Here is a 21,590-nt window from a genome sequence, read left to right as displayed (position 1 = left end):
CCGCGTCAGCGGTCCTTGAACACCGGCGCGCGCTTCTGCAGGAAGGCCTGCACGCCTTCGGCGAAATCCCCCGCGCGCGCCATCTCGCCCTGCACCACCGCTTCCTGGCCCAGCGCCGCGGCATAGTCCATCGGCATCGCGGCGTCGATGATCTGGCGCGTCTGCGCCAGCGCGCGCGCCGGCATCGCGGCCAGCTTGTTGGCCAGCGCCATCGTGCTGTCCAGCAGCGCGGCATCGTCCACGCAGCGCCAGATCATGCCGATGCGCTCGGCCTCCTCGGCGCCGAGCTTGTCGCCGGTCATCGCCAGCCCGATGGCACGCGCCCGGCCCACCAGACGCGGCAGCAGCCAGGTGCCACCGCAATCCGGCACCAGCGCGATCTTGCTGAAGGCCTGGATGAAGCTGGCCGAGCGCGCCGCGATCACCATGTCGCAGCCCAGCGCCAGGTTCGCGCCGGCGCCGGCGGCCACGCCGTTCACCATCGCCAGCACCGGCACCGGGAAGCTGCGGATCTGCAGCGCCAGCGGCTTGTACAGCCGCTCGACCACGCCGCCGACATCGCCGGCCATCGCCTCGTCGTTCAGGTCCTGGCCGGCACAGAAACCGCGGCCGGCGCCGGTGATCACCACGCAGCGCACGGCGGCGTCGGCCGCCGCGGCATCCAGCGCGGCGCGCAGTTCTGCATGCATCGCGGCGGTGAAGCTGTTCAGCGCGGCCGGGCGGTTCAGCGTCAGCGTGCGCACCGGGCCTTGGGTGGCCACCAGCACCAGGGGTTCGGACATGGGTGTCTCCTGCGAAAACCAGCGTCGATCTTCGCCGATTTCGAAATCGACGAGCCCGCTTCGAAGCCGACGGGACGGACCGGCGGCCACCCGGCATCGTGCCACCCATCCCCACCATACCGAAAGCCCCACCGTGCGCCGACCCCTCGCCCTTGCCACCCTCGCCGCCCTTGCGCTGGCGGCCGCCGCGCTGTCCGGTTGCGCCGCCTGGCGCGTCGACAAGGCCGCGCAGGTGGCCAGCAGCACCACCAGCCACTGGCTCTGCGCCGGCGTGTTCATCTCCGGCCGCGACGCCGCCATCAGCCGCGACGAACTGCTGCGCCCGCTGCCCGGCATGGGCCTGGTGAACTGGGCGCTGCACTACGAGGTGGACCGCGAGCACCGCGAGGTGCGCAGCTCGATCGCCGGTGGCTTCAGGAGCCGCGCGGTCTACCGCGACCGGCTCGGCTGCTCGCTGGTCGAGCCCGATGCCAAAGGGAGCCCGGCCAGCGTGCCGGACACCGAAGACTGGCCCGTGCCCAGCCAGCCCGACATCCTGCCCGCGCCAGTCAGCCCGGCGCCGGCACCAAACCCGCAGCTGGCCGCGGCGATCGAGCGCGCGTTCGTGCCGCCCTCCGGCGACCCCGACCAGCACACCTTGGCGGTGGCCGTGCTGCGCGATGGCCGGCTGATCGCCGAGCGCTACGCCCCCGGCATCACCGCGCAGACGCCGCTGCACGGCTTCTCGGCCACCAAGTCGCTGAGCAGCGCACTGGTCGGCGCGCTGGTGCAGCAGGGCCGGCTCGACGTGCACCAGCCAGCCCCGATCCCCGCCTGGCAGGACCCGCAGGACCCGCGCCACGCGATCACGCTGGACCACCTGCTGCGCCAGGCCTCGGGCCTGGACCTGGACTACGACACCTCGGGCTTCGACCGCAGCACGCAGATCCTGTACAGCGCGCAGGACAAGGCCGCCGCGATCGCCAGCACGCCGCTGGCCGTGCCGCCCGGCACGCAGTGGCACTACACCGACCCGAACTACCTGCTGGTGGGCCGCGTGATCCGCGACGCGGTCACCGGGCCCGGTCCGCACCGGCCCGACGCCGATGCGCTGGCGGTGCGCCGCTTCCTGCGCGAATCGTTCTTCGGCCCGCTGGGCATGCGCAGCGCGGTGATGGAGATCGATCCCAGCGGCTCGCCGATCGGCGCGGTGCATGCCTACGCCACCGCGCGCGACTGGGCGCGCTTCGGCCAGCTGTTCCTCGACGACGGCATGGCCGGCCCGCGCCGCATCCTGCCCGCGGGCTGGGTGCGCTACTCGACGACGCCGACGCTGGACACCGGCTACGGCGCCGGCTGGTACCTCAACACCGTGGACCGCAATGTGCCGGGCTGGGGCCATGGCGAGGTGCACGTGGCCTGGGGCCTGCCGAGCGCGCCGCGCGACACCTTCTTCGCGCGCGGCTTCTTCGGCCAGTTCGTCATCGTGATCCCCTCGCAGCGCCTGGTGATCGTGCGCTTCGACGCGTCGCAGGAACGCAGCGCGAAGCACATCGCCTGGGACACCGACCGGCTGGTGGCCGGCATCGTCGACGCGCTGCGTTGATCAGGGGGGCTTACCCCCAGACCTCTTGCGCCGTTTCCACCACCAGCCGCAGCTTTGCGCGCTGCGCCTCCACCGCGATGTTGTTGCCGTGCACGGTGCTGGAGAAGCCGCACTGCGGGCTCAGGCACAACTGCTCGAGCGGCGCGTACTTGGCGGCCTCGTCGATGCGGCGCTTGAGCGTGTCCTTGCTCTCCATCTCGCCGAACTTGGTGGTCACCAGGCCCAGCACGACGATCTTGCCCTTGGGCAGGAAGCGCAGCGGGCGGAAGTCGCCGGAACGGTCGTCGTCATACTCCATGAAATACGCGTCCAGGTTCATCTCCGACAGCAGCGCCTCGGCCACCGGCTCGTAGTTGCCGGCCGCGGCATGCGTGCTCTTGAAGTTGCCGCGGCACAGGTGCATGGCCAGCGTCATGCCGGCGGGCTTGTGCGCCACCACCTTGTTGATGAACTTGGCATAGCGGTGCGGCAGCTCGTTGGGGTCGTCACCGCGCTGACGCGCCGCCTCGCGCATCTTCTCGTCGCACAGGTAGGCCATGTTGGTGTCGTCCATCTGCACGTAGGTGCAGCCGGCCGCCGCCAGCGAGCGCAGCTCGTCGCCATAGGCCTTGGCGACGTCGTCGTAGAAGTCCGGCTCCAGCTCGGGGTAGGCCTCCTTGCTGATGCCGGCGCGGCCGCCCCGGAAGTGCAGCATCGTCGGACTCGGGATCGTCACCTTCGGCGTGCGGCCCGCGGCGACCTGCGACTTCAGGTACTCGAAGTCGGCGCGCTGGATGTCCTTGGCATGGCGCACCTTGTCGATCACGCGCATCACCGGCGGCGCCAGTTCCTCGGTGCCGTCGGGCTTGCGGATGGTGACCGGGATGTCGGTCTTCACGCCGCCCAGCTGCTCGAGGAAATCGATGTGGAAGTAGGTGCGGCGGAACTCGCCGTCGGTGATGCTCTGCAGCCCCACGTCCTGCTGGAACTTGACGATCTCGGTGATCGCCTGGTCCTCCACCGCGCGCAGCTGCTCGGCGGTGATTTCCTTCTTCACGAAGAACTGCTCGCGCGCGTCGAGCAGGTATTTCGGGCGCAGGAAGCTGCCGACGTGGTCGGCGCGGAATGGCGGGGTGGTGCGAACGGTCATCGGGATCTCCTGCGATCAGTGTTGGGCCACGCCGAGCCAGGTGTCCAGTGGCGTGGGATCGGCGATCAGCGCTTCGCTGGTCGCCCGGTACGCAATGCCGCCGCGGTCGAGCACGATGGCATCGTCGGTCACGCCCAGCACCATGTGCGGATGCTGTTCGACGACGATCGAGCTCAGGCCCTCTTCGCGCGCGACGCGGCGGATCGCGCGCAGCAGCTCTTCGACGATGATCGGCGCCAGCCCTTCGAGCGGCTCGTCCAGCAGCAGCAACTTGGGGTTCAGCACCAGCGCGCGGCCGAAGGCCAGCATCTGCTGCTCGCCCCCGGAGAGCTGCTGGCCCAGGTTGCGCTGGCGCTCGGCCAGGCGGGGGAACAGCTCGTACACGCGCTTCGGCGTCCAGGCGCCAGGCCGGGCCACCGCGGTGAGGTTCTCGTGCACCGTGAGCGACTTGAAGATGTTGCGCTCCTGCGGCACCCAACCCAATCCCTGCCAGTTCGCGGCACCGGCCCGCTCATACACCGGCAGCCGGGAGATCTCGCGCCCGTTCAGCGCGATGGTGCCGGCATGCCGCCGCGTCACGCCGACCAGCGTGTCCAGCAAGGTGGTCTTGCCGGTGCCGTTGCGGCCTAACAAGGCCAGTGAGCGGCCTTCGGGGATCGTGAAGCTCACGTCGCTCAGCACCACGGCTTCGCCGTAGCCGCAGCGCAGGCCGTCGACTTGCAGCAGCGCGTCAGCCATGCATCACCTGCGTTTCGCCGAGATAGACGGCCCTCACCTGCGGGTCGGCGGCAATCGCCTGCGGCGTGCCTTCGGTCAGCACGGTGCCGTTGACCAGCACGGTGAGGTATTTCGCGAAGCTGAAGACCAGGTCCATGTCGTGTTCGATCAGCACCACCGAGACATCCTCGGGCAGCGCCGCCACGGTGTCCAGGATGTCCTGCCGCTCGGCGGCCGGCACGCCCGCCGCCGGCTCGTCCAGCAGCAGCACGCTGGGCTTCTGCGCCACCGCCAGGCCGATCTCCAACAGCCGCCGCTTGCCGTAGGGCAGCTCGCGCGTGGGCCGGTCGGCATGCTCGGTCAGGCGGAACTGCGCCAGCAGCTGTTCGCATTCGGCGGCAATGGCGCCGTCGCTGCCGACGGGCCGCCACCAGCGGCGCGCCGCATCGAGCCGGCCGGACACCGCCAGCGCCAGGCTCTGCAGCGGCGTGAGCGAGGCGAACAGCTGGTTGATCTGGAAGGTGCGCACCAGTCCCAGGCCGACGCGCTTGTGCGGCGCCAGCGTGGTGATGTCCTCGCCGCGCAGCAGCACGCGGCCTTCGGTGGGGGCCATCACGCCGGTGAGCTGGTTGATCAACGTGGTCTTGCCGGCGCCGTTGGGCCCGATCAGCGCATGGCGGGCGCCACGCGTGACCTTCAGCGACACGTTGTTGGTGGCGGTGATGCCGCCGAAGCGCTTCACCAGGCCCTGGGTCTCGAGCACGACCGGGCTCACGATGCAGCCCCCTTGCGGAACCAGGTCCAGGGCTTGAACAGGCGTTCGCGGCCGACCAGCATCAGCACCACCAGGAACAGGCCGATCCAGAAGGTCCAGTACTGCGTGGTGATGCCCGAGAGCCAGTCGCGCATCACGCTGAAGGCGATGGCGCCGATCGGCCCGCCCCACAGCCAGCCGGTGCCGCCGATCACCAGCGCCAGCATCAGGTCGGCCGAGCGGTGGAATTCGAACACGTCGAGCGAGACGAAGCCGGTGGTCTGCGTCAGCAGCGCGCCGGCCACGGCGGCGATGGCCCCCGACAGCGTGTACACCACCGCCAGCCGGCCCTGCACCGACAGGCCGATGGCCATCAGCCGCAGGCGGTTATCGCGCAGCGCCTGCAGCGACAGGCCCAGCGGCGAGTGCACGACGCGCCGCAGCAGCAGGAAGACCAGGAACAGCACCGCCAGCGAGTAGAACGACGCGACGCGCGCGGTGAGGTCGAAGGTGAAGGCCCCGAGCAGCGGACCCATCATCACGCCCTGCATGCCGTCGGTGCCGCCGGTGATGCTGTCGAACTTGTTGCCCAGCTCCAGCAGCACCAGGGCCACGCCCATCGTCACCATCAGCCGCGTGAGGTCGGTGCCGCGCACGATCATCGGGCTGGTGACGGCGCCCAGCAGCGCGCCGGCCGCGGCCGAGACCAGCAGGCCCACCAGCGGATCGGGCATCACATGCTTGGCGAACAGCCCGGCCACGTAGGCGCCGGTGCCGAAGAAGGCCGCGTGGCCCAGCGAGACGATGCCGGCATAGCCCAGGATCAGGTCCAGCGACAGCGCGAACAGCGCGAAGATCGCGACCTCGTTGATCAGCGCCGCATGCTGGCCGAACACCAGCGGCACCGCCCAGATCAGCGCCCAGGCCACCAGCTCCCAGGCACGCCACTTCGACGGCGCGAGCAGGCGCGCGGCGGCGGCGGTCGGCGTCGCATGCGGCGTCGGATCCGGCGCGCCGCTCATGCCTTGCCCTCGCGGGTGAACAGGCCCTGCGGGCGCCACAGCAGGATGGCGATCATCAGCACGTAGACGATGAAGGCGCCGAGCTTGGGCACGTAGTACTTGCCGAACACGTCGGCGATGCCCAGCACCAGCGCCGCGACCAGCGGACCGGTGATCGAGCTGGTGCCGCCGACGGCGCAGACGATCAGGAAATACACCATCATCTTCAGCGGGAACTGCGGGTCCATGCCGAGGATGTCGGCGCCCAGCGCCCCACCGAGGCCGGCCATGCCCGAGCCCACCGCGAAGGTCAGCAGGAACACGCGGTTGACCGGAATGCCCAGGCCGGCGGCGACGCGCGAGTCGTCCACCGCCGCGCGCAGGCGGCTACCGAAGCGGGTCCTGGCCAACACGGCCTGCAGCCCCAAGGCCAGCGCCACGCAGCTGACGACGATGAACAGGCGGTACGCACCCATGCCCAGCGTCCACGCGCCGGAGCCGAACTCGAAGCGCTGGCGCAGCCAGTCGGGCAGCTGGATGTTGTACTGCGAGCTGCCCATCACATAGTCGACCGCGGCCACCGCCATGAACGTGAGGCCGATCGAGAACAGCACCTGGTCCAGGTGCGGCTTGCCGTACATCGGCCGGTACACCGTGCGTTCGAGCAGCGCGCCCAGCAGCGCGGTGACGACGAAGGCCGCCGGCAGGCAGGCCAGGAAAGGCCAGCCCGCCTTCTGCATCAGCACGATCAGCAGGTAGCCGCCGACCATCGCGAACGCGCCGTGCGCGAGGTTGATGAAGTTCATCAAGCCCATCGTCACGGCCAGCCCCAGGGCCAGCACGAACAGAAGCATGCCGTAGGCGATGCCGTCGAAAAGCAGCGTCAGCATCGCCTGAGGATCACTTCGTCTTGCCGGGGTCCTTGACCGCCTTCTGGACGTCGAACTCGATGTTCCAGAGCTGGCCGTCCTTCTTCTCGACCTTGCGGATGTAGATGTCCTGCACGATGTCGCGCGTCTGCGCATCGATCAGGATCTGGCCGCGCGGGCTTTCGAAGAGCTGGCCCTTCATCGCCGCGAGCAGCGCATCGCCGCCGGCGCCCTTGGTGGCGTCCAGGCCCTTGAAGATCAGGCGCATGCCGTCATAGCCGCCGACGGCCATGAAGTTGGGCCGGAACTTGTTCATCGCCTCGAAGTCGGCGACGAACTTCTTGTTCATCGCGCTCGGGTGGGCCGCGGAGTAGTGGTGCGAGTTCACCACGCCCAGCGCCACGTCGCCCATGTCGTTGAGCTGGTCGTCGTCGGTCACGTCGCCGGTGGCGATCAGCTTGATGCCGGCCTTGTCCAGGCCGCGCTCGCCGAACTGCTTCATGAACTGCGCGCCCTGGCCCGAGGGCAGGAAGACGAACAGCGCATCGGGCTTGGCGTCGCGCACCTTCTGGAGCACCGGCGCGAAATCGGCACCGCGCAGCGGGGTGCGCAGCTTCTCGAGCACCTGGCCACCGTTGAGCAGGAAGCGGTCGACGAAGAACTTCTCGGCATCGTTCCCGGGGCCGTAGTCGGCCACCAGCGTGGCCACCTTCTTGATGCCGTGCTTGGGCGCCCATTCGGCGATGCTCACCGCGGCCTGCGGCAGCGTGAAGCTGGTGCGCACGATGTAGGGCGAAGCCTCGGTGATGGCCGAGGTGGCCGCGGCCATCACCACCATCGGCGTCTTGCCCTGCGTGGCGATCGGCGCGGCGGTCAGCGCCAGCGGCGTCAGGCCGAAGCCGGCAATGGCCACGACCTTGTCGTTGACGATCAGCTCCTGCGCCATGCGCGCGGTGAGGTTGGCGGTGCCGTTGTCGTCCTTGACGATCACCTCGACCTTCTTGCCGCCGGCCTTGCCACCGCTCTGCGCCATGAAGAGCTTGATCGCCGCATCGATCTGCTTGCCGGTGGAAGCAGAGGGGCCGGTCATCGGCAGGATGACGCCGATCTTCACGGTATCGCTCTGGGCCTGGGCCGCGCCGGCGGCCAGGGTGGCAGCGGCAAGGGCCATCAGGTGCAATCGACGATTCAGCATGCCGAGTCTCCGGGTTTGGAATGGCGCTGATTGTGCGATGGCCCCCTCCACCGGCGCCCCCGCGATAGCCCCAGGCTGCGGCATTGCTGGCCCATAGCAGCTATCGCGCCGTGGCATTGGTTAAGGTTCTAAATCAATCCGGCCGGTAGGCGCTGTCCAGCACCACCGTCGCGCCCGGGCCGCACAGGCGCGAAACGCAGGCGCAGAGCTGGCGGCCCGCGCTGCGCTGCTGCGCGTCGAAGAACACGTCGCGGTGGTCGATCTGGCCGGCTTCCACCGCCAGCACGTCGATCGCGCACAGCCCGCATTCGCCGCGCCGGCAGTCGGACAGCAGTTCGATGCCGTTGGCCTCCAGCACCTCCAGCAGCGAGCGGTCGGCCGGCACCTGGATCTCGAGCCCGTGGCGCGGCAGCCGCGCGGTGAAGGCCTGCGCCGGCAACGCGCCGCCGGCGCCGAAGGTTTCGAAGCGCAGCCGCTCGGCCGCGCGCCCGGCCGCGGCCCAGGCGGCCTGCGCGGCCTGCATCAGCGGCAGCGGCCCGCAGACCAGCGCCTGCGCATCGGCCGGCAGCGCGGCGATTTCGGCCGCCAGGTCGATGCGCTGGCCGGCATCGCCCGCGAAGGTGGCGAGGCGGTCGCCGAGCAGCGCGCGCAGTTCGTCGGCATACACCAGCTCGGCCGTGCTGCGCGCGGCATAGGCCAGGCGCAGCCAGGCACCGCGCTCGGCCAGCACCTGCGCCATGCCCACCAGTGGCGTGATGCCGATGCCGCCGGCCAGCAGCAGGGTCGGGGCCGCGCCGGCCGGCAGCTCGAAGTGGTTGTTCGGTGGCAGCACCTCGATGCGGTCGCCCGCCTGCAGCCCGGTCATGAACCGCGAGCCGCCGCGGCTGGCCTCGGTGCGCTTCACGGCAATGCGGCAGCCGCGGCCATCGGGCCGACCCACCAGCGAGTAGTGGCGCGTGTCGATGCGGCCGTCCTGCAGCCGCACCCGCACCTGCAGGTGGCTGCCCGGGGTCCACGACGGCGCGCCGCCCTCGGGTTCGAGTTCGATCTCGCGGACGGTGGGGCTCAGGGCGGTGACGCGGCGCACGGCGGCCGCGGTCCAGTCGTTCGAATGCCGCATGGCGGGAACCTTCTCGGAAGATGAATGGAAGCTCAGCGGTCGGCGCGGCGGATCAGCCGCGCGCCGGGCAGCTGCTGCAGGCCCTGGTGGGACTGCAGCGCCTCGCGCAGGTTGCGGTGGGCGATGCGGGCGTGCTCGCGCATCACGCTCTCGGCGCGCGCGCCTTCGCGCTGCTGGATGGCTTCGACCACGCAGTGGTGCTGCTGCTGCGCCACCACCAGCGTGTCGCGCGCATGCGGGCCGCTGGCGCGCAGCAGCACGAAGCCGTTGGGCGAGGCGAAGGGCAGCGTCACCGCGCGCTCGATCTGGCGCTGCACCAGCGCGCTGCCGGAGGCTTCGGCCAGCAGGCGGTGGAAGCGGCCGTTCTGCTCGACATAGGCGCTGAAGGACGCGTCATCGAGCGACTGCGGCTGCAGCAGCTCATCGATGCGGGCCAGGCAGTCGCGCAGGCCGGCCATCACCAGCGCACCGGCACCGCGCTCGGCCGCCAGGCGCGCGGCCAGGCCTTCGAGCGTGCCGCGCAGCTCGATCGCGTCGTGGATGTCGGTCTCGCCGAACTCGCGCACCACGAAGCCGCCGCCGGGCAGCGCCTCCAGCAGGCCCTCTTCCTGCAGCTTGTGCAGCGCGGCGCGCACCGGCGTGCGCGAGACGCCCAGGCGCTCCACCAGCGCCAGCTCCGGGATGCGTACATTGGGCGTTATCTCGCCATTGACGATCAGCTCGCGCAGGCGCAGCTGCGCGCGCAGCGTCTGCGAGCCGCCGCTGTCGTCGGACTCCGGCTCGCGCGGCAGGGCGGCGGTGGCCATCAGGCGGCCGGGCGGATCGGGATCGCGCGGCCGGCCGCGGCAGGCGAGGCTTCGGCCGCGATGCGGCGGTCGATCAACCGGCGCGCCCACATCGCGCCGGCATCGATGTTGAGGTTGTAGAAGGTGTAGCCGGGATGGTCGTCGATCGCGCGCTGCTGCGCCTCGAGCACCGACTCGTCCTCGCGGAAGATGCGCGCCACGCCCTCGCGCAGCTCGTGCGTGACGCGCTGCTCGTGCAGGCAGTAGTTGCGTGCGAAGGCCCAGAAGTAGTGGCAGGTCTTGTCGGTCTCGGGCGTGATGGTGTTCAGCACGAAGCCGTTGACGCCGCGGCTGCGGTCGCCGGGCACGCCCTCGCTGCCGCGCGCGCCGGTGCCGGCCTCGGCCACGCCGACGTCGATGGTCACCGTGCACGGCGCCTCGAAGCGGATGATCTGCCAGCGGTCCACCGCACCGCTGTAGCCGCGCGCATGGCGGATCTGCCCGGCCCAGAACGGCGGCGGCTGGATGCCTTCCATCCAGCGCGTGACGGTGGCAAAGCGATCGCCGTGCGTCGCGACGAACGGCGCCTCGGCCACCGCGCGGTCGCCGATGCTGCCGCCGTGCACGAAGGTCTCGTGCGTCAGGTCCATCAGGTTGTCGATCACCAGGCGGTAGTCGCAGTTCACGTGGATCAGCTTGCCGTCGCCGGTCCAGCCGGGTGAGTCGTTCCAGTGCAGGTCTGGCACCAGCGCCGGGTCGGCCAGCGCGGGGTCACCGGGCCAGACCCAGACGAAGCGGTGCTTCTGCAGCACCGGGTAGGCGCGCACGCAGGCCGAAGGGTTGACCGACTCCTGCGAGGGCATGTGCGTGCAGCGACCCGATCCATTGAATACAAGACCGTGGTAGCCGCACACCACCTCGTCGCCTTCCAGCCGGCCCATGGACAGCGGCAGCAGACGGTGCCAGCAGGCGTCTTCCAGCGCCACGGGCGTGCCGTCTTCCCTGCGGTAGAACACGATCTTCTGGTTGCAGATGGTGCGCGGCAGCAGGCTGCGGCCGAGCTCGACATCGTAGGCGGCGGCGTACCAAGCGTTCAGCGGGAAGGTGGCCATGGTGAGGATTTCCAGGATCTATGTATACAGCACGTATTCTGTCTTCCCGATCTCGGTCGAAGTCAAGGGTTTACCCGCAACCCGGAAACGCCAACGGGGCCCGAAGGCCCCGTTGTGCTGCAGGTCGGACCGCTGCGGGTCCGCCGGGTGGCAGGCGCGATCAGCTGTTGGCGGCCTCGCCGCCGGCGGCCAGACGCTCGGCATGCCATTCGGCCAGGCGCGCCATGTTGGACAGCGAGATCTGGTGCGCATGGATCAGGCCCAGCAGGCCGCTGCGCGCCAGGTCCAGCATCGCCGCATCGGGCAGCGCGTTGAGCTTGTCCTCGTCCACGGTCAGGAAGCCGTTGACCTGCAACTTGCTGCCGTCGGGCAGCGTGGCTTCGAACTGCATGTCGCGCAGCAGGTTCAGCTCCAGCAGCTTGGCGCCGTAGAGCCGGCTGCGCTCGACGTCCATTTCCAGCTGCTCGAGCTGGCGCTGCACGCCCAGGGTCAGCTCGGTCGGCGTGCCATCGTCGTTGAACAGGCGCTCGCCGGTCTCCTTGGAGAAGCCGATCCAGCTTTCGTCGACGCACAGCACCATCTCGGTGGCCGAGGTGCGCGCCATGGCGAACGGGTAGCTGCGCAGCATCACCGGCACGTAGCGCACGCGCCAGCGGTCGGCCGCGTCGATGCACAGGTTGATGCCCTGCTGCAGGCCGAACACCGCGATCGGCGCCACCTGCGGCTTGCCCTGCTCGTCCTGGCCGGCCGGCACCCACACCACCGGAAAGTCCTTGCAGGCATCGGCGAACTCGCCGGCGGCGATGAAGAAGGCGTTGAGGGACTTGTTGCGCGTCATGTCGCGCGCGTTGCGGTCGAGCCTCAGGTCGCGGTGCATCTGGCGGTCCAGCGCGACAGGCTTCTTGTGGAGGCTTTCGTTGATCATGCGTCTTGTCTTTCAGATTCGGAAGTCGGGATGCGGGACACCAGCACCTTGTCGACACGTTTGCCGTCGAGGTCCACCACCTCGAAACGCCAAGCCTCCCATTCCACCACATCGGCCGTGCGCGGCAGCCGGCCCAGCAGCAGCATCACCATGCCGGCCAGCGTGTTGTAGCGGCCACGGTCTTCCTCCGGCAGCGCCTTCAGCTCCAGCCGGTCCTTCAGCTCGGGCACCGGAATCAGCCCGTCCATCAACCAGCTGCCGTCGGCGCGGCGCACGGCCCAGGCATCGTCGGCGCTGGGCGGGCTGAACTCGCCGGTGATGGCTTCCAGCACGTCGCGCACCGTGATCACGCCCTGCACCGCGCCGTACTCGTCGACGACGAAGACCAGCTCCGCGCTGGTGCCGCGGAAGTGGTCGAGCAGTTCCATGCCCGACAGTGTCTCGGGCACGAACACCGGCGGCAGCATCAGCGCGGCAATGTCGGGCTGGCCGCCGCGGGCCAGCGCCTGCAGCATGGTCTGCGCCTCGACCACGCCCACCACGTCGTCCAGCCCGCCGCGGCACACCGGGTAGCGCGAGCGGCCGTGCTCGGCCATCTGCTGCAGCAGCTCGGGCAGCGGCGCGTTCAGGTCGAGCCAGACGATCTCGGCGCGCGGAATCATCATCGAGCCGATCTGCCGGTCGTCGAGCCGGAACACGTTGCGCACCATCTGGTGCTCCTGCGCCTCGATCACGCCGGCATCGACGCCCTCTTCCAGGCTGGCGGCGATCTCCTCCTCGGTCACGGTGCGCGAAGGCGCCTCGCGGATGCCCAGCAGGCGCAGCGTGGCCTCGGTGCAGGCCGACAGCAGCCAGACGAAGGGCCGCGTGGCGGTGGACAGCCATTCCATCGGCCGCGCCGCCAGGCGAGCGACGTTCTCCGGGTACATCTGGCCCAGGCGCTTGGGCACCAGCTCGCCGAAGATGATGGTCAGGAAGGTGATGATCACCACCACCAGCGCGGTGGCGGTGATGTGCGCCGCCTTTTCGTGCAGGTGGAAGGCCTCGATCAGCCAGGCCGCCAGCGGCTGCGAGAAGGCCGCATCGCCGACGATGCCGTTGAGCACGCCGATCGAGGTGATGCCGATCTGCACCGTCGAGAGGAACTTCGTGGGATGCTCGTGCAGGTCCATCGCCACGCTGGCGCCGGCTTCGCCGGCTTCCACCATCACGGCCAGGCGGGCCTTGCGAGCGGCCGTCAGGGCCATTTCGGACATGGCGAACAGCCCGTTGACGACAATCAGAAAAACCAGCAGCGCGACGTCCATGTGGCGGCGCGCGCGTGCGGCGCCCCCTGCGAATAACGAGGCGGCGAGCGTAGCAGAATCGGGTCATGTCCCGCCCTCCTCCCAGCCCGTGCATTACCTGATCGGCGACCTGCAGGGCTGCTGCGACGCCTTCGACCGCCTGCTGGCCGAGATCGGCTTCTCCCCTTCGCGCGACAGCCTGCACGTGCTGGGCGACCTGGTGAACCGCGGCCCGGACTCGCTGCGCACGCTGCAGCGGCTGCAGGGCCTGGGCAATGCCGCGCAGTGCCTGCTCGGCAACCACGACCTGCACCTGCTGGCGGTGGCCGAGGGCATCCGCCCGCCGCACCGCAGCGACACGCTGGGCGAGATCCTGGCCAGCCCCGAGCGCGAGGCCTGGCTGGACTGGCTGCGCCAGCGCTGCAAGCTGGCCGACACGGCGCATGGCTGGCTGCTGGTGCATGCCGGCGTGGTGCCGCAATGGGACGCCGCGCAGACGCTGGCGCTGGCCGACGAGGTGCACGCGCTGCTGGCGGGCCCCGACCTCGCCGGCTTCCTGCGCGTGATGTACGGCAACGAACCCGCGCAGTGGCACCCCGCGCTGCAGGGCGCCGACCGCTGGCGCTTCGTGATCAACGTGCTCACGCGCATCCGCTTCTGCGACGCCGAAGGCCGGCTCGACTTCAAGACCAAGGACGGCGCCGACGCCGCGCCGCCCGGCCACTTCCCCTGGTTCGAGGCGCCCGGCCGCCGCACCCGCGACACCCCGATCGCGTTCGGCCACTGGTCCACGCTGGGCCTGCGGCTCGAGCCCACGCTGCTGGCGCTGGACACCGGCTGCGTCTGGGGCGGCCACCTCAGCGCGGTGCGGGTGGACGGCGGCCGGCGCGAGCTGGTGCAGGTGGCCTGCGCACAGGCCCAGGCGCCCGCCTGATCCGTGCCGGGCCGTGGCTCCGGATGGCTCTTTTGGGCCTACCGCGGCACCGCCATGGGTGATTGAATCCGGTTCGACACACCGAACACCACACCACGACCCCACCGGAGGACCCCGCCATGGCCGCGAACTGGACCCAAGCCCAGGTACTGAACCAGCTCGACAGCGGCCAGAAGTGGTCCGGCAACACCATCAGCTACGCGTTCCCGGGCACTGCCAGCGGGCTGTTCTCGCAAGGTGAAGCCACCGGCTTCCGGGCGGTGAACGCCACGCAGCAGCAGTGGATGACGCTGGCGCTGGCCACCTGGGACGACCTGATCCCGCAAACGATGGTGCCGGGCACGCCGGGCCAGACCGACATCGAGTTCGGCTACACCAGCACCAACATCGGCTACGCGCACGCCTACTACCCCACCACCGGCAGCGCCTGGTTCAACGCGACCGAGGACACGCTGGTGCGCACCAGCGTCGGCGAATACGGCTTCCAGACCTTCATCCACGAGATCGGCCATGCCCTGGGCCTGAACCACATGGGTGACTACAACGGCGACGGCAACTGGGCGCCCTCGTCGTTCCAGGACAGCGTGGTGCTGTCGATCATGTCCTACTTCGGCCCGCGCTATGCCGCGCCGAACTACTCGGCCGAGGTGATGCAGGCCGACTGGGTGGACGCCGGTGGCACGACGCATTCGCCGCAGACGCCGATGCTCAACGACATCATGGCGATCCAGACGATCTACGGTGCCTCCACCACCACGCGCCTGGACAACACGGTGTACGGCTTCTCGTCGACCGTGGGCGGTGCCACCGGCCAGATCTACGACTTCACGGTCAACCGCAACCCGATCCTGACGATCTTCGATTCGGGCGGCACCGACACGCTCAACGTCAGCGGCTGGTCCACGCCCAGCCGCATCGACCTGCATGCGGGCGCGTTCTCGTCGGTCAACGACATGACCAACAACATCGCGATCGCCTACAACACGACGATCGAGAACGCCATCGGCGGCGGCGGCAACGACGTGATCATCGGCAACGACGGCGCCAACCGGCTCGAAGGTGGTGCCGGCAGCGACGAGCTCTACGGCAGCGCCGGCGACGACACCTTGGTCGGCGGCCCCGGCAATGACCGGCTCGACGGTGGCGACGGCACCGACACCGCGGTGTTCGAAGGCAGCTTCGCCAGCTACACCATCAGCGTCAACGGCGGCACCATCACCCTCAGCGGCAACGCCAGCGGCACCGACACGATCACCGGGGTCGAGAACTTCCAGTTCGCCGACCTCAGCCGCACCCTCGGCCAGCTCTCGCCCGGCACCGACGCCAGCCCGCCGCAGCTGCAGTCGCTGAGCCCGTCGGACAACAGCGGCAATGCGCCGATCGGCGCGAACCTGGTGCTGACCTTCAACGAGCCGATCAAGGCCGGCGCCGGCAGCATCGACATCTTCAACAGCGACGGCACGCTGTTCCGCAGCATCGCGGCCAACGACGCCGCGCAGGTGCGCTTCAGCGGCAACAGCGCGACGGTGGACCCCAGCGTCAACCTGCTGGCCGGCCGCGGCTACTACGTCACCGTCGAGCCCGGCGCGCTGGTGGACCTGGCCGGCAATGCCTTCGCGGGCCTCGCCGGCAACGCCGCCTGGAACTTCAACACCGCCACCAGCGACACCACGCCGCCGCAGCTGCTGGCACTCTCGCCGGCCGACGACGCCACCGCCGTGGCCGTTGGTGCCGACCTGGTGCTGACGTTCAACGAGAACGTCAGCGTCGGCAGCGGCAGCATCGTCATCCGTTCCGGTGGCCAGGTGGTGCGGACCATCGCGGTGACCGACACCACGCAGGTCTCGATCGACGGCAGCCAGGTCCGCATCAACCCCAGCAGCGACCTGGGCGCCAACGGCAGCTACAGCGTCACGGTGGATGCCGGCGCCTTCCGCGACGCGGCGGGCAACAACTTCGCCGGCGTGCTGGGCAGTACCGCCTGGAACTTCACCACCGCCGCGGCGGGCACCGACGACTACCCGCTCGATCCGTCGACGCCGGGCATCGTGGTCGTCAACGGGCCGGCGGCCAGCGGCCGCATCGAGGTGGCCGGCGACCAGGACCTGTTCCGCGTCGAACTCGTCGCCGGGGTGCACTACACCTTCACGCTGCAGCGCACCGCCGGCGGCCTGACCGACCCCTACCTGGCGCTGTTCAACCCTTCGCTGGCCCTGGTGGCCGACGACGACGACAGCGCCGGCAACGGCAATTCGCGCATCAGCTTCACCGCAGCAGTCAGCGGCACGCACTACCTCGCCGCGCTGGACTATTCCGAGCTCGGCCAGGGCGGCTACACCCTCAGCGCCACCACGCAGGACACCCAGGCGCCGACGCTGCTGACACGCTCGCCGGCCGACGACACCACGCAGGTGAACGCGGCCGCCGACCTGGTGATGACTTTCAGCGAGACCGTCGTCGCCGGCAACGGCCGCATCCAGCTGCTCAATGCCAGCAACCAGGTGATCCGCGAGATCCGCGCCAACGACACCAGCGCGGTCACCATCGACGGCAGCAAGGTCACCATCAATCCCGGCGCCAACCTGCCCGACGACACCGAGATCGTCGTGCACATCGACGCCGATGCGTTCCGCGATGCCTCTGGCAACGCCTACGCCGGCATCACCAGCAACACCGCGTGGAACTTCCACACCGCGCTGCCGGCGGTGACCGACGACTACCCGCTGTCCACCAGCACCACCGGCGTGGTCTCGCCGAACGGTCCGCTGGTGCATGCCCGCATCGACCGGCCCAACGACGGCGACCTGTTCAAGGTGACGCTGGCCGCCGGCGTGACCTACCGCTTCGACATGGTGGCCCCGCAGGACGAGGCGGTGGACCCCTTCCTGGCGCTGTACGGCCCCAAGCCGGACGTGATACTGATCGGCTCCGACGACGACAGCGGCCCGCTGCCCTACGACGCCCGGCTGTACTTCACGCCCTCGGCCAATGGCGAGTACTATCTGGCCGCCTTCGACTATGCCGAGGCCACCGGCGGCTACACGCTGCAGGCCGTCGTCGAGAGCGACGACTTCCTCGGCGCCACCGCCACCTCGGGCACGGTGGCGGTGAACCAGGCCGGCACCAGCGGCACGATCAACGTGCCGAGCGACATCGACATGTTCCGCGTCTCGCTCACCGCGGGCTGGCAGTACACCTTCGACCTCCAGCGCGTGGGCGGCGCCGACAGCGCATTGGACGACCCCTACCTCGTGCTGCTGGATGCCGCCGGCCAGCCGCTGGACTACGACGACGACACCGGCGGCGACCTGAACGCCCAGATCACCTTCACCGCGCCCAGCACCGGCAACTACTACCTGGCGGCGTCTGACTTCGACGTCGGCGCCGGCCGCTACGAACTCACCGCCTTCACCCGCACGGTGATCCCGGGCACCAACGCAGCGGACACGCTCACCGGCACCGGCGGCCGCGACACCTTGGTCGGCGGCAACGGCGACGACAGGCTCAGGGGCGGCGCGGGCGACGACATCCTCGAAGGCGACGACGGCCTGGACACCGCGGTGTTCAGCGGCAACAAGGCGGCCTACACCATCGGCGCGGTCGATGGCGGCTGGGTCGTCACCGCGCTGGCCGGCAATGAAGGCCGCGACCTGCTGTACGGCGTGGAGCGCGTGGACTTCGCCGACCGCCACGTGGCGCTCGACATCGACGGGAACGCCGGCACCACCGCCAAGATCCTGGGCGCGGTGTTCGGCAAGAGCTCGGTCGCCAACGAGGCCTATGTCGGCATCGGCCTCGACCTGCTGGACGCCGGCATGAGCTACCCGGCCCTGATGCAGCTGGCGCTGGAGGCCCGCCTGGGCCCCAACCCGAGCAACGTGTCGGTGGTGAACCTGCTGTACGGCAACGTCGTCGGCGTGCAGCCCGGCGCGGCCGACCGCGACTACTTCGTCGGCCTGATCACCAGCGGCACCGTCACCCAGGCCGGCCTCGGCATCCTGGCCGCCGAGACCGACCTGAACGCCGCCAACATCGGCCTGACCGGCCTGGCGGAACACGGCATCGGCTTCAGCTGAGCCGAGGCGCGCATCTGAGAGAATGACAACCGCCTTCTGGAAGCGTGGCCGAGCGGTTTAAGGCACCGGTCTTGAAAACCGGCGACGGTTCATCCCGTCCGTGAGTTCGAATCTCACCGCTTCCGCCAGAGGCGTTCAACCGACCCGCCGATGACGAACCCCAGCTCGCCGCCCTTCGACGATGCCGCCGCGGTGTGGAATCGCCGCTTCACGGCCGAAGGCTACCTGTTCGGCACCGAGCCCAATGGCTGGCTCGCGCAGCATGCGGCGGTATGGCCGCGCGGCGGCCGCGTGCTGTGCGTTGCCGACGGCGAGGGCCGCAACAGCGTGTGGCTGGCCCGCCAGGGCCTGGCCGTCGAGGCCTTCGACATCGCCGAGGCCGGCGTGGCCAAGGCGCGCCAACTGGCCGCCCAGGCCGGCGTCGAGGTGCGGTACACGGTGGCCGGCTGTGACGACTACGCCTGGCCGCAGGCCGCCTTCGACGGTGTGGCCGCCATCTTCATCCAGTTCGCCGACCCGGCGCTGCGCAGCCGCCTGTTCCAGCGCATGGTCGCCAGCCTGAAGCCAGGCGGCGTGCTGGTGCTGCAGGGCTATACGCCCAAGCAGCTGGAATACAAGACCGGCGGGCCGCCCTTCGCGGCGCACCTGTACACCGAGGAACTGCTGCGCAGCGCGTTCTCCGACCTGGAGATCCTGGCGCTGGACAGCTACGAGGCCGACTTGAACGAAGGCGCGGGCCATCATGGCCGCTCCGCGCTGATCGGCCTGGTGGCGCGGCGCTGAGCGCTGCAGACGCGGCCGGCGGGTTCAGGGCAAGGCCACCGACCAGCCGATCGAGAACCCGCGGGCCCGGTGGGCCGACACCTGCAGGCCGGTCTGCTGCGGGCTCACCAGCCACCAGCTCGATGCCAGCGCCAGACCGGCAGAGCCCGCGACGTCCGCCCAGCGATGGCGCCCCGCCTGCACGCGGGTGTAGCCGACATAGGTGGCCAGCGCGTACAAGGGCCAGGCCTCGCCGATGCCATGGCGCCGGTGCACGTAGGCCGCCGCGGCGAATGCGCGCGAGGCGTGGCCCGACGGAAAGGATTCGTCGTTGGTGTGGTCGGGTCGCTCGACATGCGTGCTGCGCTTGAGCAGTTCGCTGGCGGCCACCGTCACCGCGAACGAGCGGGCCAGCTGCAGCGCGCCGCTGCGGTCGCCGCGCCACAGCTCGGCCCCCAGCGTGCCCAGCGGCAGCGCATAGCTCAGCACGTCGCCGGCACGACGCTCGGCGTCGTCGGCCGCAAGACCGGCGAGCGGCGCCAGCGCCAGCAGCCATGCCGCCATTCGAACCGCCCTCTTGCTCATCGTGCTCTCCCGGGCCGCAGATCCAGAACCTGCGGACGACCCCGCAGGACACGTCTTTCAGACGTTATGCCGCAGCGTCCGTTGGCCAAGATTGCCAGCACCGCCGAGGCGGGCATTGCGCTGGCGCAACGCCGGCCCACGCGCGGGGCCTAGAGTGCTGCCATCACCCTGGATGGAGATCGCGATGAAGCCATCCCGCCTGTCGGCAGCAGGGCTGGGCCTCGTGCTGCTCATGGCCTCGATGGGGGCCCTGGCCCTGGAGCGTGGCCGCACCGGCGACGAGCGCCCCTATGTCAGCGGTGGCATCGGCCAGGACGAGGCGAATGCGCTGCAGGCCGAACGCGCCCGCTACAGCCTGTGGGTCACGACTGCGGCCAAGGGCAGCGGCGCTTACCTGTCGGACGTGCAGCTGACGATCGTCGATGCACGCCAGCGCGTGGTGTTCGATCGCGCGCTCGACGGGCCGTGGCTGATGGTCGACCTGGCGGCGGGTCGCTACACGGTGCGCGCGGCCAGCGGCGGCGAGCAGCACGAGGCGGTGACCACGGTGCATGCCGGCGATCACCACGCGATGGTCTTCTATTTCACCGTCGCGGCGGACGTGCAGCCCGCCGCTGCGCGCGCCGCGAGCCGGGCGCCATAGGGCCACGCGGCCCGCGGCTCAGGTGCGCAGGGCCGCGGCCAGCCGCTCGACGTCGGCCTCGTCGTTCAGGCACGAGAACGAGGCCCGCACGATGGCTTCCAGCCCGCGGGCCTGCATGTCCAGCGGCGTGTAGGGCACGCCATTGGCGCCCACGTGGATGTCCTGCGCCGCAAGCCGGGCCCGCGTCGCCGTAGGCGCCTCGCCGTCGACCGTGAAGCTCACCAGGCCGGAACGCGGCCCCGCGCCCAGGTCGTGCAGGCGCACCTTCGGCAGATCGGCCAGGCGCTCGCGCGCCAGGCGGGCCAGCGCCTGCACGCGCGCCGCGATCGATTCGAGCCCCCGCGCCAGCGCCTCGGCCACGGCCACCTGCAGCGCCAGGTGCAGCGCCACCGGCTGCTCGGCGGTTTCCAGGCGCCGCGCATCGGCACGCAGGCCGCCGGCCCAGGGCGCGGACTGCACGTCGACCCAGGGCGGCTCCAGCCGGTCGACGAAGTCCTGGCGCACGTACAGCAGCGCGGTGCCGCGCGGCCCGCGCAGGTGCTTGCGGCCGGCGCTCTTCAGCACGTCGCAGCCCAGCGCCTGCACGTCCACCGGCAGCTGGCCCACGGCCTGCCCGGCGTCGATGAAGTAGGGCACGCCGGCAGCCCGCGCCAGCCGGCCCAGCGCGGCCGCGTCGTTGATGAGCCCGCCATTGGCCGGCAGCCAGGTGAGCGAGATCCAGCGCACGCGCGCATCGATCAGCGCGGCGCTGGCCGTGACGTCCACGCTGCCATCGTCGCGGCAGGGCAGCACCTCGACGCTGGCGCCGGCGCGTGCCGCGGCCAGCCGGTAGCTGGCCAGGTTGCCACCCCATTCCTGGCGCCCGACCAGGATGCGATCGCCCGCGCGCAGCGGCGCCGCGTGGACGAAGGCCGACCACGCGGCGCCGAAGGCGGCCGAGCCGCTGCCCAGGATCGCCACTTCGCCCACCTTCGCGTTCAGCAGCCGGGCGGCGTCCACGCGCAGCTGCTGCAGCGCCGGCGCCGCCTGCTCGGCCGCCGCCATCGGCCCCAGCCGCGACTCCAGCGCCAGGTGATCGTGCAGCGCGGCCAGCGCGGCGGCGGACATCACCGAGGCGCCGGCGTGGTTCAGGTGCAGCGGTGGCATCGACGGTTCCTCCTGGGTCTCCGGTAAGGTGCGCACTGTCGGTCCCGCGCGCCCGTGGCGCCAGCGAGGCCTTGGCACACCCCCTTTGCCGATTGCGCACGATGCGAGACCGCCTGCCCCCGTTGTTCTGCCTGCAAGCCTTCGAGGCGGCCTCGCGCCTGGGCAACTTCAGCCGCGCCGCGGC

At 70.4% G+C, this 21,590-nt stretch carries 19 protein-coding genes and 1 tRNA gene; 6 read left to right on the top strand and 14 right to left on the bottom strand.

What is annotated here, in order from left to right:
- Positions 1-5: 5 nt before the first annotated feature.
- Positions 6-782 carry an enoyl-CoA hydratase-related protein gene (locus tag ACILR4_RS04850; protein ID WP_395699704.1) on the bottom strand — a complete coding sequence of 259 codons (777 nt, stop codon included), beginning with the start codon at positions 780-782 and terminating at the stop codon, positions 6-8.
- A 133-nt stretch (positions 783-915) separates the two neighbouring features.
- Here ACILR4_RS04850 and ACILR4_RS04845 point away from each other — a divergent pair, with 133 nt between their 5' ends.
- Positions 916-2,367, top strand: coding sequence for a serine hydrolase domain-containing protein (locus ACILR4_RS04845; protein WP_395699703.1), 1,452 nt, complete (start codon positions 916-918; stop codon positions 2,365-2,367).
- Positions 2,368-2,377: 10 nt separating this feature from the next.
- On the opposite strand, the gene ACILR4_RS04840 is transcribed toward ACILR4_RS04845, so the two are convergent.
- The 11 genes from ACILR4_RS04840 to ACILR4_RS04790 all read right to left on the bottom strand — a co-directional run bounded on the left by ACILR4_RS04840 (position 2,378) and on the right by ACILR4_RS04790 (position 13,281).
- On the bottom strand, positions 2,378-3,496 hold the full coding sequence (locus ACILR4_RS04840) for a 5-methyltetrahydropteroyltriglutamate--homocysteine S-methyltransferase (protein ID WP_395699702.1): 1,119 nt from the start codon (positions 3,494-3,496) through the stop codon (positions 2,378-2,380).
- 15 nt (positions 3,497-3,511) lie between these two features.
- Entirely contained in the window at positions 3,512-4,234 is a 723-nt protein-coding gene (locus ACILR4_RS04835; protein ID WP_395699701.1) for an ABC transporter ATP-binding protein, read from the bottom strand.
- Positions 4,227-4,988, bottom strand: coding sequence for an ABC transporter ATP-binding protein (locus ACILR4_RS04830; RefSeq protein WP_395699700.1), 762 nt, complete (start codon positions 4,986-4,988; stop codon positions 4,227-4,229). The genes ACILR4_RS04835 and ACILR4_RS04830 overlap by 8 nt, the downstream gene beginning before the upstream one ends.
- Positions 4,985-5,989: a branched-chain amino acid ABC transporter permease gene (locus tag ACILR4_RS04825; RefSeq protein WP_395699699.1), complete on the bottom strand. Its 1,005-nt coding sequence runs from the start codon at positions 5,987-5,989 to the stop codon at positions 4,985-4,987. Before ACILR4_RS04825 ends, ACILR4_RS04830 begins: the two co-directional genes overlap by 4 nt.
- Entirely contained in the window at positions 5,986-6,858 is an 873-nt protein-coding gene (locus tag ACILR4_RS04820; protein ID WP_395699698.1) for a branched-chain amino acid ABC transporter permease, read from the bottom strand. Before ACILR4_RS04820 ends, ACILR4_RS04825 begins: the two co-directional genes overlap by 4 nt.
- A gap of 10 nt (positions 6,859-6,868) precedes the next feature.
- Positions 6,869-8,032 (bottom strand): ABC transporter substrate-binding protein, encoded by a 1,164-nt coding sequence (locus tag ACILR4_RS04815; RefSeq protein ID WP_395699697.1) that lies wholly within the window; start codon positions 8,030-8,032, stop codon positions 6,869-6,871.
- Between the two features lie 133 nt (positions 8,033-8,165).
- Positions 8,166-9,152, bottom strand: a complete 987-nt coding sequence (locus ACILR4_RS04810) for a PDR/VanB family oxidoreductase (RefSeq protein WP_395699696.1) — start codon at positions 9,150-9,152, stop codon at positions 8,166-8,168.
- A gap of 32 nt (positions 9,153-9,184) precedes the next feature.
- Positions 9,185-9,958, bottom strand: a complete 774-nt coding sequence (locus tag ACILR4_RS04805) for a GntR family transcriptional regulator (RefSeq protein WP_395699695.1) — start codon at positions 9,956-9,958, stop codon at positions 9,185-9,187.
- Complete coding sequence (locus tag ACILR4_RS04800) at positions 9,958-11,049, bottom strand: Rieske 2Fe-2S domain-containing protein (RefSeq protein WP_395699694.1); 1,092 nt, start codon at positions 11,047-11,049, stop codon at positions 9,958-9,960. The genes ACILR4_RS04805 and ACILR4_RS04800 overlap by 1 nt, the downstream gene beginning before the upstream one ends.
- A 160-nt stretch (positions 11,050-11,209) precedes the next feature.
- On the bottom strand, positions 11,210-11,974 hold the full coding sequence (locus ACILR4_RS04795; RefSeq protein ID WP_395699693.1) for a SapC family protein: 765 nt from the start codon (positions 11,972-11,974) through the stop codon (positions 11,210-11,212).
- Positions 11,971-13,281, bottom strand: coding sequence for a hemolysin family protein (locus ACILR4_RS04790; RefSeq protein WP_395699692.1), 1,311 nt, complete (start codon positions 13,279-13,281; stop codon positions 11,971-11,973). The genes ACILR4_RS04795 and ACILR4_RS04790 overlap by 4 nt, the downstream gene beginning before the upstream one ends.
- Positions 13,282-13,369: 88 nt before the next feature.
- On the opposite strand from ACILR4_RS04790, the gene ACILR4_RS04785 reads away from it, so the two are divergent.
- The 4 genes from ACILR4_RS04785 to ACILR4_RS04770 all read left to right on the top strand — a co-directional run bounded on the left by ACILR4_RS04785 (position 13,370) and on the right by ACILR4_RS04770 (position 19,053).
- Positions 13,370-14,194 carry a symmetrical bis(5'-nucleosyl)-tetraphosphatase gene (locus ACILR4_RS04785; RefSeq protein ID WP_395699691.1) on the top strand — a complete coding sequence of 275 codons (825 nt, stop codon included), beginning with the start codon at positions 13,370-13,372 and terminating at the stop codon, positions 14,192-14,194.
- 119 nt (positions 14,195-14,313) lie between these two features.
- Positions 14,314-18,270: an Ig-like domain-containing protein gene (locus ACILR4_RS04780; protein WP_395699690.1), complete on the top strand. Its 3,957-nt coding sequence runs from the start codon at positions 14,314-14,316 to the stop codon at positions 18,268-18,270.
- A gap of 38 nt (positions 18,271-18,308) precedes the next feature.
- Positions 18,309-18,398, top strand: a tRNA-Ser gene (locus tag ACILR4_RS04775).
- 22 nt (positions 18,399-18,420) lie between these two features.
- On the top strand, positions 18,421-19,053 hold the full coding sequence (locus tag ACILR4_RS04770; RefSeq protein WP_395699689.1) for a class I SAM-dependent methyltransferase: 633 nt from the start codon (positions 18,421-18,423) through the stop codon (positions 19,051-19,053).
- Between the two features lie 24 nt (positions 19,054-19,077).
- Here the strand turns inward: ACILR4_RS04770 and ACILR4_RS04765 are convergent, their stop codons facing one another.
- Positions 19,078-19,617 carry a phosphatase PAP2 family protein gene (locus ACILR4_RS04765; protein WP_395699688.1) on the bottom strand — a complete coding sequence of 180 codons (540 nt, stop codon included), beginning with the start codon at positions 19,615-19,617 and terminating at the stop codon, positions 19,078-19,080.
- A gap of 184 nt (positions 19,618-19,801) precedes the next feature.
- Between ACILR4_RS04765 and ACILR4_RS04760 the strand changes: the two genes are divergently transcribed.
- A complete protein-coding gene (locus ACILR4_RS04760) occupies positions 19,802-20,260 on the top strand; it encodes a hypothetical protein (protein WP_395699687.1) in 459 nt (152 codons plus the stop codon).
- A gap of 18 nt (positions 20,261-20,278) precedes the next feature.
- On the opposite strand, the gene ACILR4_RS04755 is transcribed toward ACILR4_RS04760, so the two are convergent.
- Entirely contained in the window at positions 20,279-21,406 is a 1,128-nt protein-coding gene (locus ACILR4_RS04755) for an aminotransferase class V-fold PLP-dependent enzyme (RefSeq protein WP_395699686.1), read from the bottom strand.
- Positions 21,407-21,590: the final 184 nt, after the last annotated feature.

Origin of the sequence: Aquabacterium sp. (genome assembly GCF_044226965.1) — a bacterium.
GTDB lineage: Bacteria > Pseudomonadota > Gammaproteobacteria > Burkholderiales > Burkholderiaceae_C > Pseudaquabacterium.
The sequence above is the reverse complement of the archived record's forward strand: the minus strand, read 5'-3'. Positions and strand labels throughout refer to the sequence as shown.